Origin of the sequence: Thermobifida cellulosilytica TB100 (assembly GCF_001517975.1) — a bacterium.
GTDB lineage: Bacteria > Actinomycetota > Actinomycetes > Streptosporangiales > Streptosporangiaceae > Thermobifida > Thermobifida cellulosilytica.
The window spans coordinates 961,145-977,441 of the sequence record NZ_KQ950180.1; the positions used below are offsets into that span (position 1 = coordinate 961,145).

General features: G+C 72.9%; 15 protein-coding genes. 10 read left to right on the plus strand and 5 right to left on the minus strand.

The features are described from left to right. Nucleotides 1-40 precede the first annotated feature (40 nt). Nucleotides 41-544, minus strand: coding sequence for a diaminobutyrate acetyltransferase (gene ectA / locus AC529_RS04160; protein WP_232306564.1), 504 nt, complete (start codon nucleotides 542-544; stop codon nucleotides 41-43). Nucleotides 545-1,258: 714 nt separating this feature from the next. Between ectA and AC529_RS19405 the strand changes: the two genes are divergently transcribed. Further along, nucleotides 1,259-1,525: a WhiB family transcriptional regulator gene (locus tag AC529_RS19405; protein WP_083947907.1), complete on the plus strand. Its 267-nt coding sequence runs from the start codon at nucleotides 1,259-1,261 to the stop codon at nucleotides 1,523-1,525. Nucleotides 1,526-1,730: 205 nt separating this feature from the next. Then, nucleotides 1,731-2,348 carry a copper resistance CopC family protein gene (locus AC529_RS04165; RefSeq protein WP_068753611.1) on the plus strand — a complete coding sequence of 206 codons (618 nt, stop codon included), beginning with the start codon at nucleotides 1,731-1,733 and terminating at the stop codon, nucleotides 2,346-2,348. 66 nt (nucleotides 2,349-2,414) lie between these two features. On the opposite strand, the gene AC529_RS04170 is transcribed toward AC529_RS04165, so the two are convergent. After that, nucleotides 2,415-3,179, minus strand: a complete 765-nt coding sequence (locus tag AC529_RS04170; protein WP_068753613.1) for a PP2C family protein-serine/threonine phosphatase — start codon at nucleotides 3,177-3,179, stop codon at nucleotides 2,415-2,417. A gap of 1,091 nt (nucleotides 3,180-4,270) precedes the next feature. Here AC529_RS04170 and AC529_RS04175 point away from each other — a divergent pair. Beyond that, nucleotides 4,271-5,512 (plus strand): glycosyltransferase, encoded by a 1,242-nt coding sequence (locus AC529_RS04175; RefSeq protein WP_068753615.1) that lies wholly within the window; start codon nucleotides 4,271-4,273, stop codon nucleotides 5,510-5,512. A 12-nt stretch (nucleotides 5,513-5,524) separates the two neighbouring features. Then, the gene (locus AC529_RS04180; RefSeq protein ID WP_068753617.1) at nucleotides 5,525-6,544 is read left to right on the plus strand and encodes an anti-sigma factor RsbA family regulatory protein; all 1,020 of its coding nucleotides are present in this window, start codon (nucleotides 5,525-5,527) and stop codon (nucleotides 6,542-6,544) included. An 11-nt stretch (nucleotides 6,545-6,555) separates the two neighbouring features. On the opposite strand, the gene AC529_RS19410 is transcribed toward AC529_RS04180, so the two are convergent. Next, the gene (locus AC529_RS19410) at nucleotides 6,556-6,915 is read right to left on the minus strand and encodes an STAS domain-containing protein (protein ID WP_232306565.1); all 360 of its coding nucleotides are present in this window, start codon (nucleotides 6,913-6,915) and stop codon (nucleotides 6,556-6,558) included. Nucleotides 6,916-7,172: 257 nt separating this feature from the next. Then, on the minus strand, nucleotides 7,173-7,922 hold the full coding sequence (locus tag AC529_RS04190; RefSeq protein WP_068753619.1) for an ANTAR domain-containing response regulator: 750 nt from the start codon (nucleotides 7,920-7,922) through the stop codon (nucleotides 7,173-7,175). Between the two features lie 229 nt (nucleotides 7,923-8,151). On the opposite strand from AC529_RS04190, the gene AC529_RS04195 reads away from it, so the two are divergent. The 5 genes from AC529_RS04195 (at nucleotide 8,152) to AC529_RS04215 (ending at nucleotide 13,217) form a co-directional block, all read left to right on the plus strand. After that, on the plus strand, nucleotides 8,152-9,303 hold the full coding sequence (locus AC529_RS04195; protein ID WP_068753620.1) for a GAF domain-containing protein: 1,152 nt from the start codon (nucleotides 8,152-8,154) through the stop codon (nucleotides 9,301-9,303). A 113-nt stretch (nucleotides 9,304-9,416) separates the two neighbouring features. Then, nucleotides 9,417-10,388 (plus strand): ABC transporter ATP-binding protein, encoded by a 972-nt coding sequence (locus tag AC529_RS04200; RefSeq protein ID WP_068753622.1) that lies wholly within the window; start codon nucleotides 9,417-9,419, stop codon nucleotides 10,386-10,388. Nucleotides 10,389-10,407: 19 nt separating this feature from the next. Beyond that, entirely contained in the window at nucleotides 10,408-11,259 is an 852-nt protein-coding gene (locus tag AC529_RS04205; RefSeq protein WP_068753624.1) for an ABC transporter permease, read from the plus strand. A gap of 72 nt (nucleotides 11,260-11,331) precedes the next feature. After that, nucleotides 11,332-12,615, plus strand: a complete 1,284-nt coding sequence (locus AC529_RS04210) for a sensor histidine kinase (RefSeq protein ID WP_232306566.1) — start codon at nucleotides 11,332-11,334, stop codon at nucleotides 12,613-12,615. Then, the gene (locus AC529_RS04215) at nucleotides 12,612-13,217 is read left to right on the plus strand and encodes a response regulator transcription factor (protein ID WP_068753626.1); all 606 of its coding nucleotides are present in this window, start codon (nucleotides 12,612-12,614) and stop codon (nucleotides 13,215-13,217) included. Before AC529_RS04210 ends, AC529_RS04215 begins: the two co-directional genes overlap by 4 nt. 47 nt (nucleotides 13,218-13,264) lie before the next feature. On the opposite strand, the gene AC529_RS04220 is transcribed toward AC529_RS04215, so the two are convergent. After that, a complete protein-coding gene (locus AC529_RS04220) occupies nucleotides 13,265-15,457 on the minus strand; it encodes a SpoIIE family protein phosphatase (protein WP_068753627.1) in 2,193 nt (730 codons plus the stop codon). Nucleotides 15,458-15,761: 304 nt separating this feature from the next. Here AC529_RS04220 and AC529_RS04225 point away from each other — a divergent pair. After that, nucleotides 15,762-16,297, plus strand: a 536-nt coding sequence (locus AC529_RS04225) for a HAMP domain-containing protein (RefSeq protein WP_198156322.1), incomplete at its 3' end; no start/stop codon positions are given.

Below are 16,297 nucleotides of genomic sequence, written 5' to 3' on the forward strand. Positions count from 1 at the left end.
GGATTCTCCTTGATCTTCTTGGCGTCAGGTCGGGGCCCGGTCAGTGCAGCGGGCCGATGCGGACCAGGTCCTCCGGTTCGTGCGGTCCGGGGCCGTCCGCGGGGAAGTGGGCGCGGGTGAAGAGCGGTGTCCAGGTCAGGTCGGCGCCGCGGTCGCGGGCGAACGAGGCGAACAGCGCACGTGAGGCGGTGTTGTCGGGGGTGACCGTGGCTTCCAGGTAGCGGATTCCGCGCGCTGCGATGCGGGAGCCGACGCGGTCGAGCATCCTGCGGGCCAGGCGGCGGCCACGGCACTCGGGGTCGACGGCGACCTGCCACAGGAAGTAGGTGTCGAGGGCTTCGGGACGCACGTAGCCGGTGACGAAGCCGCGCAGGGCGCCGCTCCCGTCCCGGGCCGCCAGGGAAGTGGCCGCGAAGTCGCGGCACCACAGGACGTAGGCGTAGGGCGAGTTCACGTCGAGGCCGGAGTCGCGGGCCAGCCGCCACAGGTGCCGTCCGTCGTCGAGGGCGGGCGGGGCCAGGGTCACGTCCTCTGCGCGAAACACCGCCACATGATCACTCTCCGTATCCACACTGGTCGAGTCGGTTGCTGACTGTTTCCGTCCAAGCACGTCGAGGGACCCTAGCGAACGAACCTGAGCAGCACTTTCATGAAAACCGCGGGGAATGTTTCGGCCGTGTTTCCGCCGGGTAGGACGGATCTCTTTGTCTCGGCGGTTACTTTGCGCCACCAACGACGGCACGCTAAGCGGCCCGCGGCCCCGCCCCCTTCCCGCCGCCCGCCAGCGGATACCGGGACTTGACCGTGACTTTGCGCAACCTTGCCGCATGGTTCTCCGCGCAGTGGGTAGCGCAAAGCCCACGCCGACCCGTGAGGAATCCGAGAGAACTTTAAGGGTGACTTAGAACACAAGAATTCGGTGCAAAGGTCCAATCAATCCGGCCCGGAACACGCCTCTGCCAACCGTCTGACCCCACTGGATCGGAGTTTTCGCCCTGCCACAGGAACGGACGTGCTTCGCGACATCCGTGTGACGTTTGGGTCAATTTCGGTAGGACCTTATGTAGTACGACCGAACGTAGTACTACAATCGGTCGCGAGGTGTTGGCCAGCCTCGCACTACGTCGCCGCGCGGCCGGCGACACACAGCCGCACAACGGCCCGCGGAGTCAGCGAGTCACACACCCGCGACAGGGCCACGGTCCCCGACGCTTCCGCCGGGGAGATCAAGCCACGAGCCAGGGATCGGAGGCGCCTGGTGAACCGTCTTTACCACGAGAGCGAAGACTGGGTCCGGCAGGGAGCATGCCGCCAGTACGACCCCGAGCTCTTCTTCCCGGTCAGCACAACCGGCCCCGGACGCGAAACCGTGGAGCTCGCCAAGGCCATCTGCCGCAGTTGTACTGTTCGCCAAGACTGCCTGCGGTGGGCGCTGCGAGCCGGAGAGGCGCACGGAGTCTGGGGGGCCACCACCCCCGAGGAACGCCGCTACCTGCGCAGGGAACTTCTGCCAACGGCGAGCTGACTCCGCTCGAAAATCAGGTCGCACCAGGCCGTCGGGTGGTCGGACCCGGCGGCCTGTCCGTGTGCGCGGCCGCCGCGGGCGCGGTGAGGCGCTCTGCCGTCCGGGTACGGTCAGAGCCGACGGGGTTCCTGGAAGACCGCCGCCCCGCCAGGGCGCGCGTTCTCCCGCCCTGTCGCGATCCAGCCGTCAGAAAGGTGCTCTGGAGATGCCAGACATACCCGTGCAGTCCCCCGGCCGCCGCGTCGCCGCCCTGCTGGCAGGGCTCCTGCTCGCCCTGCCGCTGTCGGTGGGCCTCGCCCCCTCGGCCCAGGCGCACAACACCCTGATCTCCTCGTCCCCCGAGGACGGAGCCACGCTCGACGCTCCCCCGGAGGAGGTGGTGCTGACCTTCAACGCCGACGTCCTGGAGGGCGGCAACGGAATCGTGGTGACCGGCCCGGACGGTGCCGACTACGCGGACGGGGAGGTCGTCGTCGACGGATCGGAGGCGTCCGTCGCACTGGCCCCGCTGACCGTGCCCGGCGAGTACACCATCGACTACCGGATCGTCTCCGCCGACGGTCACCCGCTCTCGGACACCCTGTCCTTCACGCTGGACGAGTCCGCCGTCCCCGAACCCTCCCCGAGCCCGTCCGAGGCCGAAGAGCCGGGCGAGGAGGAGACTCCGCCGCCCGCCTCCGTCGAGGAGGAGGCGGCGACCGACGTCCGCTCCCTCGCCGGTCCGTTCGCCCCGGTCCTGGGCGTCCTCGCGGCCATCGGCGGCATCGCGGTGATCGCCATCATCGTCATCCGCCTGCGTCGCCGCCCCGGTTCCGGAGACTGACGCCGCGGACGTCCCCCTCCTTGTCCCCCTCCGGAGGGGGTGTCGCCGGTGCCGCAGTGGTGGGGCTCAGGAGTGGCGGCGCACCAGCAGGATGCTGATGTTGTCCCGCCCGGAGGCGTTCATCGCGGCCTTCCACAGGTTGTAGACGGCGATGTTGTCGTCGCCCGCCTCGGCGATGATGCGCTCCATCTCCTCCAGCGGTACCAGGTCGGACAGTCCGTCGCTGCACATCAGCCAGGCACCGGGCCCCGGCTCGGTGTCCTGGCCCACGTGCGGGACCATGGCGGTGTTGCCGCTGCCGCCCAGCGACTGGGTGATGTAGTTCGTGGTGACCGGACGGCCGTCCTCCGCGGGCGGCAGCACCGGCGAGTCGTCCTCGGAGAGCTGGATCAGCCGGGAGTCCTTCAGCCGGTAGGTGCGGGAGTCGCCCACGTTGAACCAGTAGTTCGCGTCGGGGGTCAGCAGCACACCCGCGACCGTGGTCCCCATGCCCGAGAACTCCACGTGCTGGCCGGCGTGCTCCTTGATCTCGTCGTCGATGTGCTTGAGCAGCAGGTCCACCGATTCCGGCCCGGTCAACTGGGGGCCGCTCTCGGCCATCCGGTGCACCGCGTGCTCCGAGGCGATCTCACCGGCGGCGTGGCCTCCCAGTCCGTCGGCGACCGCGATGATGACGGGATCAGCGATGGGGAGCCAGCAGTGTGCCGGTGCGTTCATCTCGGCGCCCGCGACCGTGAGCGCGCCCATGACCACGGCGTCCTCATTGGCCTGGCGAACAGCGCCTCTGTGCGTGAGGACCGTGACCTCGACTGCCCCACGAGCGACACCCATGCGCCCTACCTCCTGTTTCATCGGCGTTGCGGCCGAACAGTGCCAAGCGGCGCCCCGGCTGGACGGCAGCCAAGGCGTGTTGATCATGTAACCGTACCGACGGACGGTCGGCCGTGGTCAAAATCCGTGTCCATCATGGCGGAAATCGTTCTGGTACGCAGTCCCTGGCGGCGGTAAGCTCCACAGCCCCCGCCCGTCGGCGCGTCACCGCCGCTCGGGGGCGGTCGCCGCCGTTCTCAACGCCGTCTGTGGTCACGGTCCCGTCCAGCCGTCTCCACCCGGAACATCCACCGGGCCGCTCAGTTCCCTTGAGCAATGTGATGCCCGTCGGGACGCGGGGGTTCACTCCCTTTCGGGGATGTTTTCCCCACCCCGTCCCGCGGTCCCGGCACGGTGCCGGGCGGTCGCATCCTACGCCGTGGAGCGGCGCGCTCCCGGGCCCCCCCGACCGTGCCGTCGTCCGGCCGGGACCTCGGCCTCCCGGTCGGGGCGGACCGTCCGGCGCGGGTCCTCCGACCCGCCGCGGACCGCCGACGGGTGCCCCGCGGCGGGTGCGTCCGCCGTCCGGTCCGGCTCTCCCTCCGGTGCGACGCACCCGCGCAACCGACGCCCGGCGGTCCCCCGGCCCGCCCGTCACACCGGAATCCGCCGTTCCCGGAGTCCTCGTCCCCCTTTGCGCCCGCGGTCACTCTCCGCAGAAAGCGCGTGTCCCCTCCGAACGGGCACCGCCGGGACTCCCGAACCCTCGGGAGAAGACCGCACCGCCGGGACTTGTCCCTTCCCTCTCACATCTGGCAGACTTACCGGAGTTGGGTGTCTAAGACGCAGACACACCTTCGCCTCTGTGCGCTCGCACCTGGCCGTAGCCAGTGGTTCTGGACGAGCGCTTTTTGTGTTTCCCGCAATGGCCAAAGGTGTGATCGTGATGCGTCTGCCCGCTTCTCATTTTTCTCGTTTCACCACACGAGCTCATCCGCCCGTCCGGGCTCCCGTCGGCATGCCCTTCCCGCGCCCTGCCCGGCGCAGGTCCCTCTCGTCTCCGCACACGAGGTCGACCGGCATGCCCAGCCACCTTCGATGAGGAGTCGCACGTGAAGATCGCCCTGGTTTCCGAACACGCCACCCCGCTCCCCGCACACAAGGGTGAACGCACCGACGGCGAGAGCCTGCACCTGTACCACCTGGCCCGGAACCTGGCCCGCCTGGGCCACCGGGTCACCGTCCACACGCGCTGCACCGACCCCGCCTCGGGCGAGCGCAGCCGCATGGGCCGCGGGGTCGTGGTGGCGCCCGTCACGGCGGGACCGCGGCGTCCGCTGCGGGAGGAGGAGCACACCCGGCACACGGCGGCCTTCGCCCACGGCCTGGCCGGGCGGTTGCGCGCCGAGTCCCCCGACGTCGTGCACGCGTTCGGGTGGAGCAGCGGCCTGGCCGTGCTCGCCGCGATGCGCGACAGCGGCTGCGACACCCCCTTCGTGCAGACCTTCCACTCCCTGAACGTCAGCGAACAGCGCGTGGGTCTGCCCGCCAACCCCCAGCGGGTGCGGCTGGAGGCCGCGCTCGCCCACCGCGCCGGGGCGGTCCTGGTCAACTCCGCCGACCAGCGCTTCGAACTGGCCCGGCTGGGGGTGCCGCGCGGCCGGGTCTGCGTCGTCCCGTTCGGCGTGGACGTGGACCACTTCACCGTCGAGGGAGCCGCCCACGGCCCGTGGCAGCGGCGGCGGTCCGGCGCGGGGCAGCAGTTGCGGGTCGTCTCCGTCACCCGGCTGGACCCGCTGGGCGGCGCCGACGCCCTGATCGACACGATGGCGCGGGTGCCCGACGGGGAACTGCTCGTCGTCGGCGGCCCCGACCCCGACCACCTGGCGATCGACCCGGACGCCCGCCGCCTGGAGCAGCGCGCCAAGGAGATCGGCGTCGACGACCGCGTCACCCTCGTCGGGGCGGCCACCCGCCGGGAGCTGCCCCGCCTGCTGCGGTCGGCCGACGTGTTCGTGTCCACCGCCGCCTACGACCCCTACGGCGCGGCCGTCCTGGAGGCCATGGCCTGCGGGCTGCCGGTCGTGGCCCGCGCGGTCGGCAGCGTGACCGGGGCCATGCTCGACGGCACCACCGGCGTGCTGCTGCGCTCGGCCCGCCCCGCGGCCCTGGCCCGCGCGTTGCGGCAACTGGCCGCCGACACCACCCAGCGCACCGCCTACGGGATCGCCGGCGCCGACCGCGCCGTCTCCCGCTTCAAGTGGCCCCGGGTGGCCGCGGAGACCGCACGGATCTACGAGCGGCTGCTGGCCGGCGCCCCCGCGCTGCCGCTGGCCGCCGGACACCACGCATAGCCGCACGGTCGGGTGGCGGACGGCGCGCCGGGGAGCACCGGCAGACCACGGGGGCGAGGAGCGATTCCGGACCGGGGCACGGCAGCGCGGAGCGGGGCGGAGCGCCCCGGTCCGGAGGAGTTCGTCCACACCGGCCTGGTCTTCCGCTCCCTCCGGGCGCTGGCCGACGCGGTCGTGCCGGTCGTCCGGGCGGCGCACCGGGAGGGCGGGCGGATCCTCGTCGTCCTCGGCGACGTCGAACGGGAGGCCGTGTCCACGGTCCTGCCACCGCCGCTGCGCCGCGCCGCCGAGTTCCGGCCCCGGTCCGCCTTCTACACCGCCCCGGGACGGACGCTGGCCGCGCTGCACCGGCTCGCGCGCTCCTCTCCCGGACGGCCCGTCACCGTGGTCGGCCAGCCGGTCCTGCCCGAGGGCGACCCGCTGGCCCTGGACGAGTGGCGCCTGCTGGACTCGGTGCTGAACCTGGCGCTGGCCCGGCACCGGATCCGGCTGTTCTGCGTCCACGACGCGGGCGCGGTGCCCGCCGCCGCGCTGGACGGGGTGTGGCGCACCCATCCCACGGTGTCCGACGGCGGCGGCCCCCGCCCCAGCCCGCGTTACCGCACGCCCGACGCACTGGGGGCGGAGCTCGCCGCCCGTCCCCTGGCGCCGCTCGGGGAGCCCGCGCACCGGATCAGGATCTCCGCGGACCTGGGCGCCCTGCGCGCCGAGGTGGCGCGGCTCGCCGCCCGGCTGGAGGTCCCCGGCGGCCGGGCGGAGGACCTGGTGGTGGCGGTCAACGAGCTGGCCGCGAACGTCCTGGAGCACGGCGCGGGCAGGGGGACGGTCGCCCTGTGGCGGCGGGACGGCCGGGTCGTGTGCGACGTGTTCGACGAGGCGGGCGGGCTGACCGACCCGCTCGGCGGCTACCGGGTCGGCGGGGCGCTGGGCGCCCGCGGCCACGGCCTGTGGATCACCCGCCAGGTGTGCGACTTCATGGAGGTGCGGGGCGGGCCGGGAGGGTCGCTGGTGCGCGTGCACCTCCGGCTGTGAGCGCGGGCGGCCTAGTTCGCGGTCACGGCCTTGACAGCGCGTCCCAGGTCCTCCTCGACGGTGATGACCTGGTCGATCCCCGCGATCACGAACAGCCGCTGCACGGCTCCCCGCGGGCGGGCGACGGCCATGCCGATGCCGCGGTCCCGCGCGTGCCGGTAGCTCGCGACCAGCACCCCGATGCACCGGGAGTCGCAGAACTCCACTCCGGAGAAGTCCAGGACGACGCCCCGGCAGGGCTCTGCCGCGCCGAGGTGCTCCTGGAGCACGCGGGCCAGCGCGGGGGAGGTGACGGCGTCCAGGTCTCCCCGGGGGACGACGATCGCCACGTCTCCCTCGATCCTGGTCGTGATGCCGAATTCCGCGCTCACATCTCTCGCCCACTCGACCGCCGCGCCGTCGCGGCTCCGGCAGGACTCCCCGCCGCTCCCGAGGAGGGCGCCGGGCCGGTCCGGGACTCCTGCGGCAACCCTAGCGCCGGAAGGCGACGGGAAACCGATCGGCCGTTGCGCTTTGACCACTCCGATACCGTCGGTCCCCGTCATTCTCGACGATTGTCGCCTCCGCGGAAATCGCCCCGTCCGAACAGTGACCTCTGTCACTGATTCCGACTTCTTTTCCCTTTTTCTTACTGGTGTCCGTTGCTTGTGGCCTGTTCGGCCATGAGTCGCCGGGCCACGTCGGCGACCTTCATCCCGTTGCGCTGCGCCACCCTGCGCAGTTCCTCGAACGCCTGCTGCGAGGTGAGCCCGCGGGCGTGCATGAGGATGCCCTTGGCCTGGTCGATGACGGTGCGGGCGGTCATCGCCCGGCGCATGTGCACGGCCTCCCGCACGGCCTCGGCGTCCCGTCCGATGCTGCGCAGCGTGGTCGCCGTGTGCTCGGTGAGCATCGCCAGGGGCGGCACCACCTCCTCGGGGTCGAACCGGCGCCCCCGGCAGGAGTGCACCCCGAAGGTGAGCAGCTCGCCGTCCAGCTCGCACTGGTAGGTGACGGACGAGCGGTCCCCGCACCGCACGGCCATGCTGGTGTAGCCCGGCCACCGCCGGTCGGTCAGGGTGTCCTCGACGACGACGGTGGCGCCCTCCCGGACCGCCTGGACCGTCGGCCCCTGGTCGGTGGCGTACTGGTGCTCGAAGGCGGCGGCGAGGTCGGAGTGGGAGGCGGCGTAGTCCACGACGACGTGGCGCCCCCGCAGGTCGGCGCCGGGGCCGCGCTCCTCGGGGCGCGTGTCGCGCCAGACCACCACGAGCGCCGCGGAACAGCCGGGCACGTGCCGCGCGGTCAACTGGCTGACCTGGTCCAGCACGCGGTTGCGGGTACCCTCCGCGGTCTGGGCCAACGCGCCGATGTCCCGTGCCAGCCGCTCGACCCACATCGTCCCGTCCACCCCCTTCCCCCGCGCGCGGGGCGGTGCCGCCCCGGACTCCACCGTAACGGCTGCCGCCGCCTCGGCGTCATTTCCGACACCCTGGGCGGTCAACGGCCTTTTCCACCGGCGGCGTGTAAAGATCAACCCCCTCAAACACGCTGTTCTGGCGCGTGAGGCCATGAGCTAGCGTCAATGGTGCGATACCCTCCGGGAATCAAGTACAGGAGCCGTCAGCGTGCCGGAACACCTCGCGAAGTTGGAAGAAGCGATCGCGGACCTGCACGAGCGGGTCGCCGCGCTGCGCTCCACCCATGCGATGTACCCGGACGACGCGGCGGCCACCGCCGAGGCCGCGCTGGCCGAACTCGGCTTCGCCGAACGGCTGCTGCGGGAGTGCGGGGAGCGGCTGGCCACCCTGATCGACCCGGCCGCCACGCGCCGCAGCGACGACGAGCGCACCCTGCTGCGCGCCGTGTTCCACGAGCTCAGCATCCCCGTGGTGCTGCTCGACCACGGCGGCTACATCCGCCGGATCAACACCATGGGCGCCGAACGGCTGGGCAGCACGCCCGGCTACCTGACCGGCAAGCCGTTCTCCATCTTCGTGGACCTGCGGTCGCGGGCGGCCATGCGCAGTTGGCAGGCCGCGGTGCTCCAGAACGGGGAGACCGCGTCGTTCGACTCCCGGCTGGCCCGGCGCGGCTACGTCGAGGACGTCCGGCTGACCGTGAGCCGCCTGGACGTGCCGAGCGAGCCCAACCCGCTGCTGCTGGTGGCGATGTCGCCGCCGCTGCGGCCCGCCACGGACACCGGCCCCGCCCCGCTGGAGACCGAGGTCGAGGACCAGGTGGTGGTGCTCGCCGCGCGTCGGCTGGACGTGCTGACCCGGATGACCCGGCTGCTGCTGCGCAGCGCGGTGCCGGGCGGCGCGGGCGACCGTCCGGTGCTGGACGAGGCCGCCGCGCTGCTCGCCGACTCCTACGCGGACTGGGTGGTCGTCGACCTGTGCGAGGAGCCCGGAAACCCCGACCGGCTCCGCCGCGCCGTCGTGTCCGGCCCGTCCGACTCCGACCTGACCGAGCTGGTGCGCTGCCTGCCCCCGCAGGCCGCCGAGGTCCCCCGCGACGTCCTCGCCCACGACAAGGCCGTCCTGCGGCAGCTCATCGGGGACGAGGCGGAGTTCGGCCGCACCCCCGAGGGCATCCCGGTGCTGACCATGCTGAACGCGCGCTCCCTGCTGAGCGTTCCGCTGCGCGGCAGCGGGGGCGTGGCCCACGGCGCCCTCACCCTGGTCCGGCGCACCAACCGCACCTCCTTCCGCCTGGCCGACCAGGGGCTCATCGAGGAGATCGGGGAGCACATCGGACTGGCGCTGTCGGCGCGCTGAGCCGGGACCGCGCCCGGACCTGACGTTCGTCACACCGCGGCCGTGGATTCCTCACGGCCGGGCGGTGACAGCCGCGTCTACCCCGGACCGCCGCGTTTCGCCAGGCTGGGACCATGACCACGACCCAGCACGACGAGAGCGTCGCGATCAGCGTCCGCGACCTGCGCCAGTCCTACGGCAGCTTCGAGGCGGTCCGGGGCGTCTCGTTCACGGTCTCCCCCGGAGAGCTCTTCGCGCTCCTGGGGACCAACGGGGCCGGGAAGACCACCACCATCGAGACCGTCGTGGGCTTCCGCCGCCCCACCGGCGGCTCGGTCCGCGTCTTCGGGCTCGACCCGTTCGGCCAGCCCGCGCAGTTGCGCCCGCGCGTCAACGCGGTGCTCCAGCGCAGCGGGGTGTTCGAGGAGCTGACCGTGGCCGAGACCGTCGAGCTGGCCCGGGACCTGGCAGCCGACCCCATGGGCACGGCCGAGGTGCTCGCTGCGGTGAACCTGGCCGAGAAGGCGGGAATCGCCGTCCGCCGGCTGTCGGGCGGCGAGCGCCGCCGCCTCGACCTGGGGCTGGCCATTCTCACCCGCCCCGAGGTGCTGTTCCTGGACGAGCCCACCACCGGCATGGACCCGGAGATGCGCCGGGAGACCTGGCAGATCATCAAGGACCAGGTCGAGAACGGGACCGCGGTGGTGCTCACCACGCACTACCTGGAGGAGGCGGAGCGGCTCGCCGACCGGCTCGCCATCATGCACCGGGGCGAGGTCCGGGTCTCGGGCACGCTCGGCGAGGTCGTCTCCGCGTGGGGCGACCGGATCGGTTTCCGCCTGCCCGACAACCTCCGCTCCCAGGACCTGCCGCGGCTCCCCGACGCCGAGGCCGCCCTCGACGTGCGCGGCGGCGACCCGTGGGCGGTCTACACCGTCACCGGCCCCGACACCGCCCGGCGCACCCACCGGGCGCTCGCCGCGCTGTTCTCCTGGGCCGACGAGCACTTCCTCACCCTGGAGCGGCTGGAGGCGCGCCCGGCCTCCCTGGAGGACGTGTTCCTCTCCGTCGCCCAGGGCGACCTCGCCGACCTGCCCGAACGCTGATCCCCGAAGGAGCCTGCCCGTGACGACTCCCGCTCTGCGGTCCTCGACCTCCACCGCCCGGACGGCGCGCACCCCCGTCGGCGTCCTGCGGCAGACCCTGCGCCTGACCCGCACCGAGTTCACCCTCTTCTACCGGTACCGGATGGCGCTCTACATCGCCGCGCTCCCCGTGGTCTTCCTGCTCCCCCTGAGCGCCCTTCCCCCCGGCGAGGTGCTGCCCGGCGTGGACGCCCGGGCGGTGTCGATCGCCCGCTTCTTCGCGCTGGCCGCGATGACGGTGGGCGTGATGCACGTCTCGAACGTCTACGCGGCGCGCCGCGAGCAGCTCGTCCTCAAGCGCTTCCGGGTCTCCGGGGTGGCCCCGGCGGCGCTGTTCGGGGCCACCACCCTGTCGGTACTGGGCGTCGTCGCGGCGCAGTCCGCCGCGGTCGTGGCCTTCCTCGGCGTGGCGGGCACGCTGCCGGCCGACCCCGTGCTGCTGGCGCTGTCCGTGCTGCTGGTCACCGTGGTCATGTCGCTGCTGGGCGTGTTCGTCGCCCGGTTCGCGCGCAACGCCGAGAGCGCGCAGATGCTCTCGATGGTGCCGTTCCTGCTGCTGCTCGCCGTCAGCGGCTTCATCGTCCCGGTGGAGATGCTGCCGGACCCCGTGGCGGCCGTGTTCCGGCTGCTGCCGATGCTGCCCGCCGTCGAACTGGCCCAGTCCGCCTACGTCGGCTACGACCTGTTCGGCGGGGTCGAGGGCGCCCACCGGGCCGCCGGGGCGGACCTGTGGCTGGCGGCCGTCCCCTCCCTGCTCGTCCTGGCCGCCTGGGTCGTGGTCGCGGCCCTGCTGACGCGCCTCTTCCAGTGGGACCCGCGCGGTGCCCGCTGAGGCGGGCGGCGCGCCCGGGAGGACGGACCCGGGCGCGCCGCCGCTACCCTTCCGGGAGAAGGAGGAGGTGTGATGCCGCTGCTCCCCCCACCCGGCTGGCCGCCCGCCGCGGTGCCGGAGACCGACGAGCGCAGCATGCGGCGGCTGCGTTTCTCCCAGGGGGTGGTGTTCATCTCCCTCGCGGTCTGCGCGCTGGTCATCCTGCTGCTGAGCCTGCTGCAACTGGTGTCCGACGCCGCCGAGGAGAAGGCGCCGCGGGGGCTGTTCGCCCTGTTCGGGCTGGGGATGCCCTGGTACGCGAGCGCGATCGCGGTGCTGACGGCCGTGCTGGCGTGGCTGACCGTGCAGATCATCCGCCTGCGGATGGCGGCCGTGCCGGACCGGAGCAGTCCCGATGCCCTCCTGTACTGGTCGTTCGGCCTGCTGCTGGGGCTCGTCGCGGTCATGGACGTGACCTGGTGGTCGGTGACGGTCGCCACGGTGTGGTGGTCGGCGGCGGTCCTGGTGGCCTCCCGCAGGCAGATGGCGCTCCTCACCGCGGGGCTGGCGGCCTTCGTCGCGGGCTACACGCTGCTGTCCTCCCAGCCGCCGCTGCTGGCGGTGGTGTTCCTCGGCTACGGCTGCGGGCTGACCCTGCTGTTCGTGGCGGGCAACGTCGCGATGCTGTGGCTGTGGGAGATCGCCCGCGAGGCCACCCTGGCCCGGGAGGCCCGGGCCCGGCTCGCCGTGAGCGAGGAGCGGCTGCGGTTCGCCCGGGACATGCACGACCTGCTCGGCCACAGCCTGTCCGGCATCGCGGTGAAGAGCGAACTGGCGGCCCGGCTGGCCGCCCGCGACCCCGAGCGCGCCGCGGCGGAGATGGCCGAGGTGCAGCAGATCGCCCGGGAGGCGCTGCGCGAGGTGCGCGCCGCGGTCAGCGGGTACCGGTCCGTGGACCTGGCCGAGGAGCTGGCGAGCGTGCGCTCGGTGCTCACCGCCGCGGGCGTCCGCACCACCGTGACCGGCAGCGCCGCGGCGCTTCCCGAGCAGTCGCGGTCCCTGGTGGCGTGGCTGGTCCGGGAGGGCGCCACGAACGTGCTGCGGCACAGCTCCGCCCGGCGCTGCGACATCACCCTGGTCGAACGGGACCGGTCCTGCGTGGTGGAGGTGTACAACGACGGGGTGCGCCCGGGCCGGGAGACGGTGTTCGGCAACGGGCTGACCGGCCTGTCCGAGCGGGTCGCCGCGGTCGGCGGCACCCTCTCGGCGACGGGCACCGGGGACGGCGGGTTCCTGCTGCGCGCCGTGGTCCCCGCCCCCGGAAGCGCCTCCCCGCGGCCGGCGGAGACGCCGGAGGCGAAGGGGGGCGCCGCGTGATCCGCATCGTTCTCGCCGACGACGAGCGCCTGGTCCGGGGCGCCATCGCCGCGCTGCTCAACCTGGAGGAGGACCTGGAGGTCGTCGCCGAGGTGGGGCGCGGCGACGAGGTGGTGGACGCCGTCGCCGGGCACCGCGCGGACATCGCCGTGCTGGACGTGGAGATGCCCGGCCTCACCGGGCTGGAGGCCGCCGCGGCGCTGCACGAGGCGGTGCCCTCCTGCGGCATCCTCATCCTCACCAGCTTCGGCCGCCCCGGCTACCTGCGCCGGGCGCTGGCCGCCGGGGCGCGCGGCTTCCTGGCCAAGGACGCCCCCGTCGACCAGTTGGCGGGCGCGATCCGCACGGTGCACCGGGGAGGCCGCTTCATCGACTCCGAACTGGCCGCCGACGCGATGACCGCCGGGGAGAACCCGCTGACCGCCCGGGAGACCGAGGTGCTGCGCGCCGCCGCCACCGGGGACTCGGCGGCGGCCATCGCGCGCGCCCTGCACCTGAGCGAGGGCACCGTGCGCAACTACCTGTCCAGCGCGATCACCAAGACGGGCGCGCCCAACCGCATCGCGGCCATCCGCAAGGCCGACGAGATGGGCTGGCTGTGACCGGGGCGGGCCGGCGCGCCCGCCCCGGGGCCGCGCCGGCGGTCCGCTCAGACGAACCGCAGCACCAGCATCGCCGTGTCGTCGGTGTGCCCGCCGGGGGCGAACGCCTCCAGTTCCCGGTCGATGCGGGAGATCACGGCCTGCGCGGTCAGCCCCGAGCAGTTGGCGAAGATCTTCTCCAGCCCCTCGTCGCCGAGCATGTCGTCGCCGTTGCGCCGCTCGGTCACCCCGTCGGTGACCGCGAGCAGCACGTCGCCGGGGGCCACCTCGACGGTCTCGGTGAAGAACTCCACGTCCTCGAAGGCCCCCAGCAGCGGCTGCGAGGTCGCCAGGGTGGTGACCTCGCCGTGCCGGTTCAGCCGCAGCGGCAGCGGGTGCCCGGCGGAGACCAGGCGGATGCGCATGCCCCGGCCCGAGTCCGGCCCGTCGATCGGGGCCATCTCCCCGTACAGCATGGTCAGGAAGCGGGTCGTGAGGCTCTCCTCCAGGATGGCGAGGTTCAGGCGGTGCATGATGTGCGCCGGGGAGAACCCCTCGCGGGCCAGGGCGCGCAGGGTGTGCCGGGCCAGGCCGGTGACGGCGGCGGCCTCGGGTCCCGTCCCGCAGACGTCGCCGATCGCGAAGCACCAGCGGCCGTCGGTGCTGAACAGGTCGTAGAAGTCCCCGCCGACCACGGTGCGCTCCCCGGCCGGCTGGTAGAACACCGCGTAGTCCACCCTCGGGATCGTCGGCTGCTTCTCCTTGGCGGGCAGCAGGCTGCGCTGCAACGCCTCGCTCATCGAGGTCTGGGCGGAGTACAGCCGCGCGTTCTCCATCGCCGAGGAGACCCGCTGGGCGAGGTCGGCGGCGAGGTCCACGTCCTCGCGGGGGAAGTCCTCGCCCACGCCCCGGCCGATGGTGATCCGGCCGAGGGTGCGGCCGTGGGCGGTCAGCGGGAGGCTGATCCCGGTCCCCCGGGCCAGTTCCAGGCTGAGTGCGTCGGTCATGCCCGCCGCGGCGAGCTCCTCGAAGGTCCACAGCGGTCCGGGCTCCCGCCGCTCCGCGGGCATGGACGCGGCGACCAGGTCGCGCAGCACGTCGGTGATGTTCTCGTCCCGGTGCATGGCGAACGCCAGCCGCTCCGTCTCCAGCTCGTCGATGGTGTGCACCACGCACCAGTGCCCCAGCCGCGAGGTGCTGAGCTGGGCGGCCAGCGCGGCGGTCATCTGCTCGTCGAGCGTGCCCGACAGCAGGTCGTTGGCCTCGGCCAGGAAGCTGAGGGAGGCGCGCCGGTGCACCTCCACCTGGGCCAGGCGGGCGCGCTCCACGGTGAGCGCGATGCGGTCGGCGCCCTCCTGGAGCCGGTTGGCGGCGCCCTGCCCGAAGTGCCGGACCCGCCGGGAGGCCACCCCGATGAGGCCGGTGATCCTGCCGTCCACGCCCAGCGGCGCGGTCACCAGGGAGCGCATCCCCGCCGCGGCGAACACGCCCCGGTGCGCACGGGAGATCATCAGCTCGTCGTTGACGACGCGCCGGGTCTCGGAGGCGGCGGAGAGGAAGGTCTCCTCGCTGCGGATGCGGAAGGGCCGCCACGGCCCCGAGGACAGTCCGACGGCGGCGGCCATCTCCCACTCGGTGTCGTTGGCGGCGGCCAGCGCGATGTAGGCGGCGTCCCCGCCGAGGACCACGCGGACGTGCTCCACGACCCGCTCCAGCAGTTCCTGGAGGGTGAGCCGTGCGGAGAGGAGCGCGTCCAGGCGCGCCCACGGGTCGGGCTGGCCGGGCTTGGGGCGGCTGGCGGGGGCCTGGGGCGGGGTCAGGGAGGCGCGGACGTCCTGGCCGCTGCGTCCCCCGACCGCGATCCGGAACCAGACCGCCTTGTCGTTCCTGCTGTAGCTGACGCCCCAGGTGTCGGCGACCGCCGCCGCCAGCGCGAGGCCGAGTCCGCCGCGGTGGCCGTCCTCCTCGGGGCCGAGGGTGACGCGCAGCGGCCCGGCCTTGGGCAGCGCCCGTTGCGGCACCCGGTCGGCGACGACGACCTCCACGTCGTCGCCTGCCAGCCGCACCGTCAGCTCCAGCGTGGTCCCCGCGTGCACCACCGCGTTGGTGACGAGCTCGCTGGTGAGAAGGACGACCTCGTCCGCGCCCCGCCGCACGCCCCACTCCCGCAGTGCGTCGCGTACGAACGCACGGGCCTCGCCCACCGTCTCCGGGCTGGGCGAGAATTCTCGATAGACGGTTTTCGTAGCATCCTGTGACATGGCGGAGCCGTGGATTCCTTCGGCTGGCAGATCGGGTCTGTCGAACGAGCGCCTCCATCCGTGGGGGAGACTGGAGGACGGTGTCCGGTTCTGGGCAAAGTCGGGGGTACCGGGACGCTCCCGTACCGGTTCGCGTCGGCGGAGAAATCCCCGCACGCTGCCAAAACGTCATAGTAGTGAGCAGGTGTCTGATTAACGTAGTGCACCGTGGTCGTGGGTGGGCTCTGGGACCGGACGACTCTCTTGGGTGACGCCGCACGTCTGAACGCACACCGCAACGCTCCGGCTGGTGGAGGAGGGATCGATGCCCAGGTGGCTGCCCAGGGCGAAGAACCGGACCGTGACCGACGAGGAGCTGGACGGACTCCTCGACGTGCTCTACAAGATGCGCGACGGGGACTTCACGGTCCGCCTCTCCCCGCGTGACCGGCAGGGCCGGTTCGGCGAGGTCGCCCGGGTGCTCAACGAGGTGCTGGACCACTGCGAGCAGTTGAGCGACGAGTTGCAGCGGGTCAGCGGGATCGTCAGCACCGACGGCCGGCTCTCCGAGCGCGTCTCGATCAGTCCGGCGCGCGGCGCCTGGGGCAAGAGCGTGCGCGCGCTCAACCAGATGCTGGACGAGGTCAGCGAGCCGGTGACCTCGGTGGCGCGGATCCTGGACTCGGTGGCCAACGGCGACCTCTCCCAGCGGGTCGACCTGACCAGTCGGCACGGGGAGCTCCACGGCGACCTGCTGCGCCTGGCCGCCTCGGTGAACCGGATGGCCGACCAGATGTCGGAGATCACCGACGAGGTGACGCGGGTGGCGCGCGAGGTGGGCACCGAGGGCAAGCTCGGCGG

Coding starts and splice junctions, on each gene's coding strand:
- AC529_RS04190 (WP_068753619.1), bottom strand. CDS start 7,922: ATGTGGGTCGAGCGGCTGGCACGGGACATCGGCGCGTTGGCCCAGACC.
- AC529_RS04200 (WP_068753622.1), top strand. CDS start 9,417: ATGACCACGACCCAGCACGACGAGAGCGTCGCGATCAGCGTCCGCGAC.
- AC529_RS04220 (WP_068753627.1), bottom strand. CDS start 15,457: ATGTCACAGGATGCTACGAAAACCGTCTATCGAGAATTCTCGCCCAGC.
- AC529_RS04210 (WP_232306566.1), top strand. CDS start 11,332: ATGCCGCTGCTCCCCCCACCCGGCTGGCCGCCCGCCGCGGTGCCGGAG.
- AC529_RS04170 (WP_068753613.1), bottom strand. CDS start 3,179: ATGGGTGTCGCTCGTGGGGCAGTCGAGGTCACGGTCCTCACGCACAGA.
- AC529_RS04165 (WP_068753611.1), top strand. CDS start 1,731: ATGCCAGACATACCCGTGCAGTCCCCCGGCCGCCGCGTCGCCGCCCTG.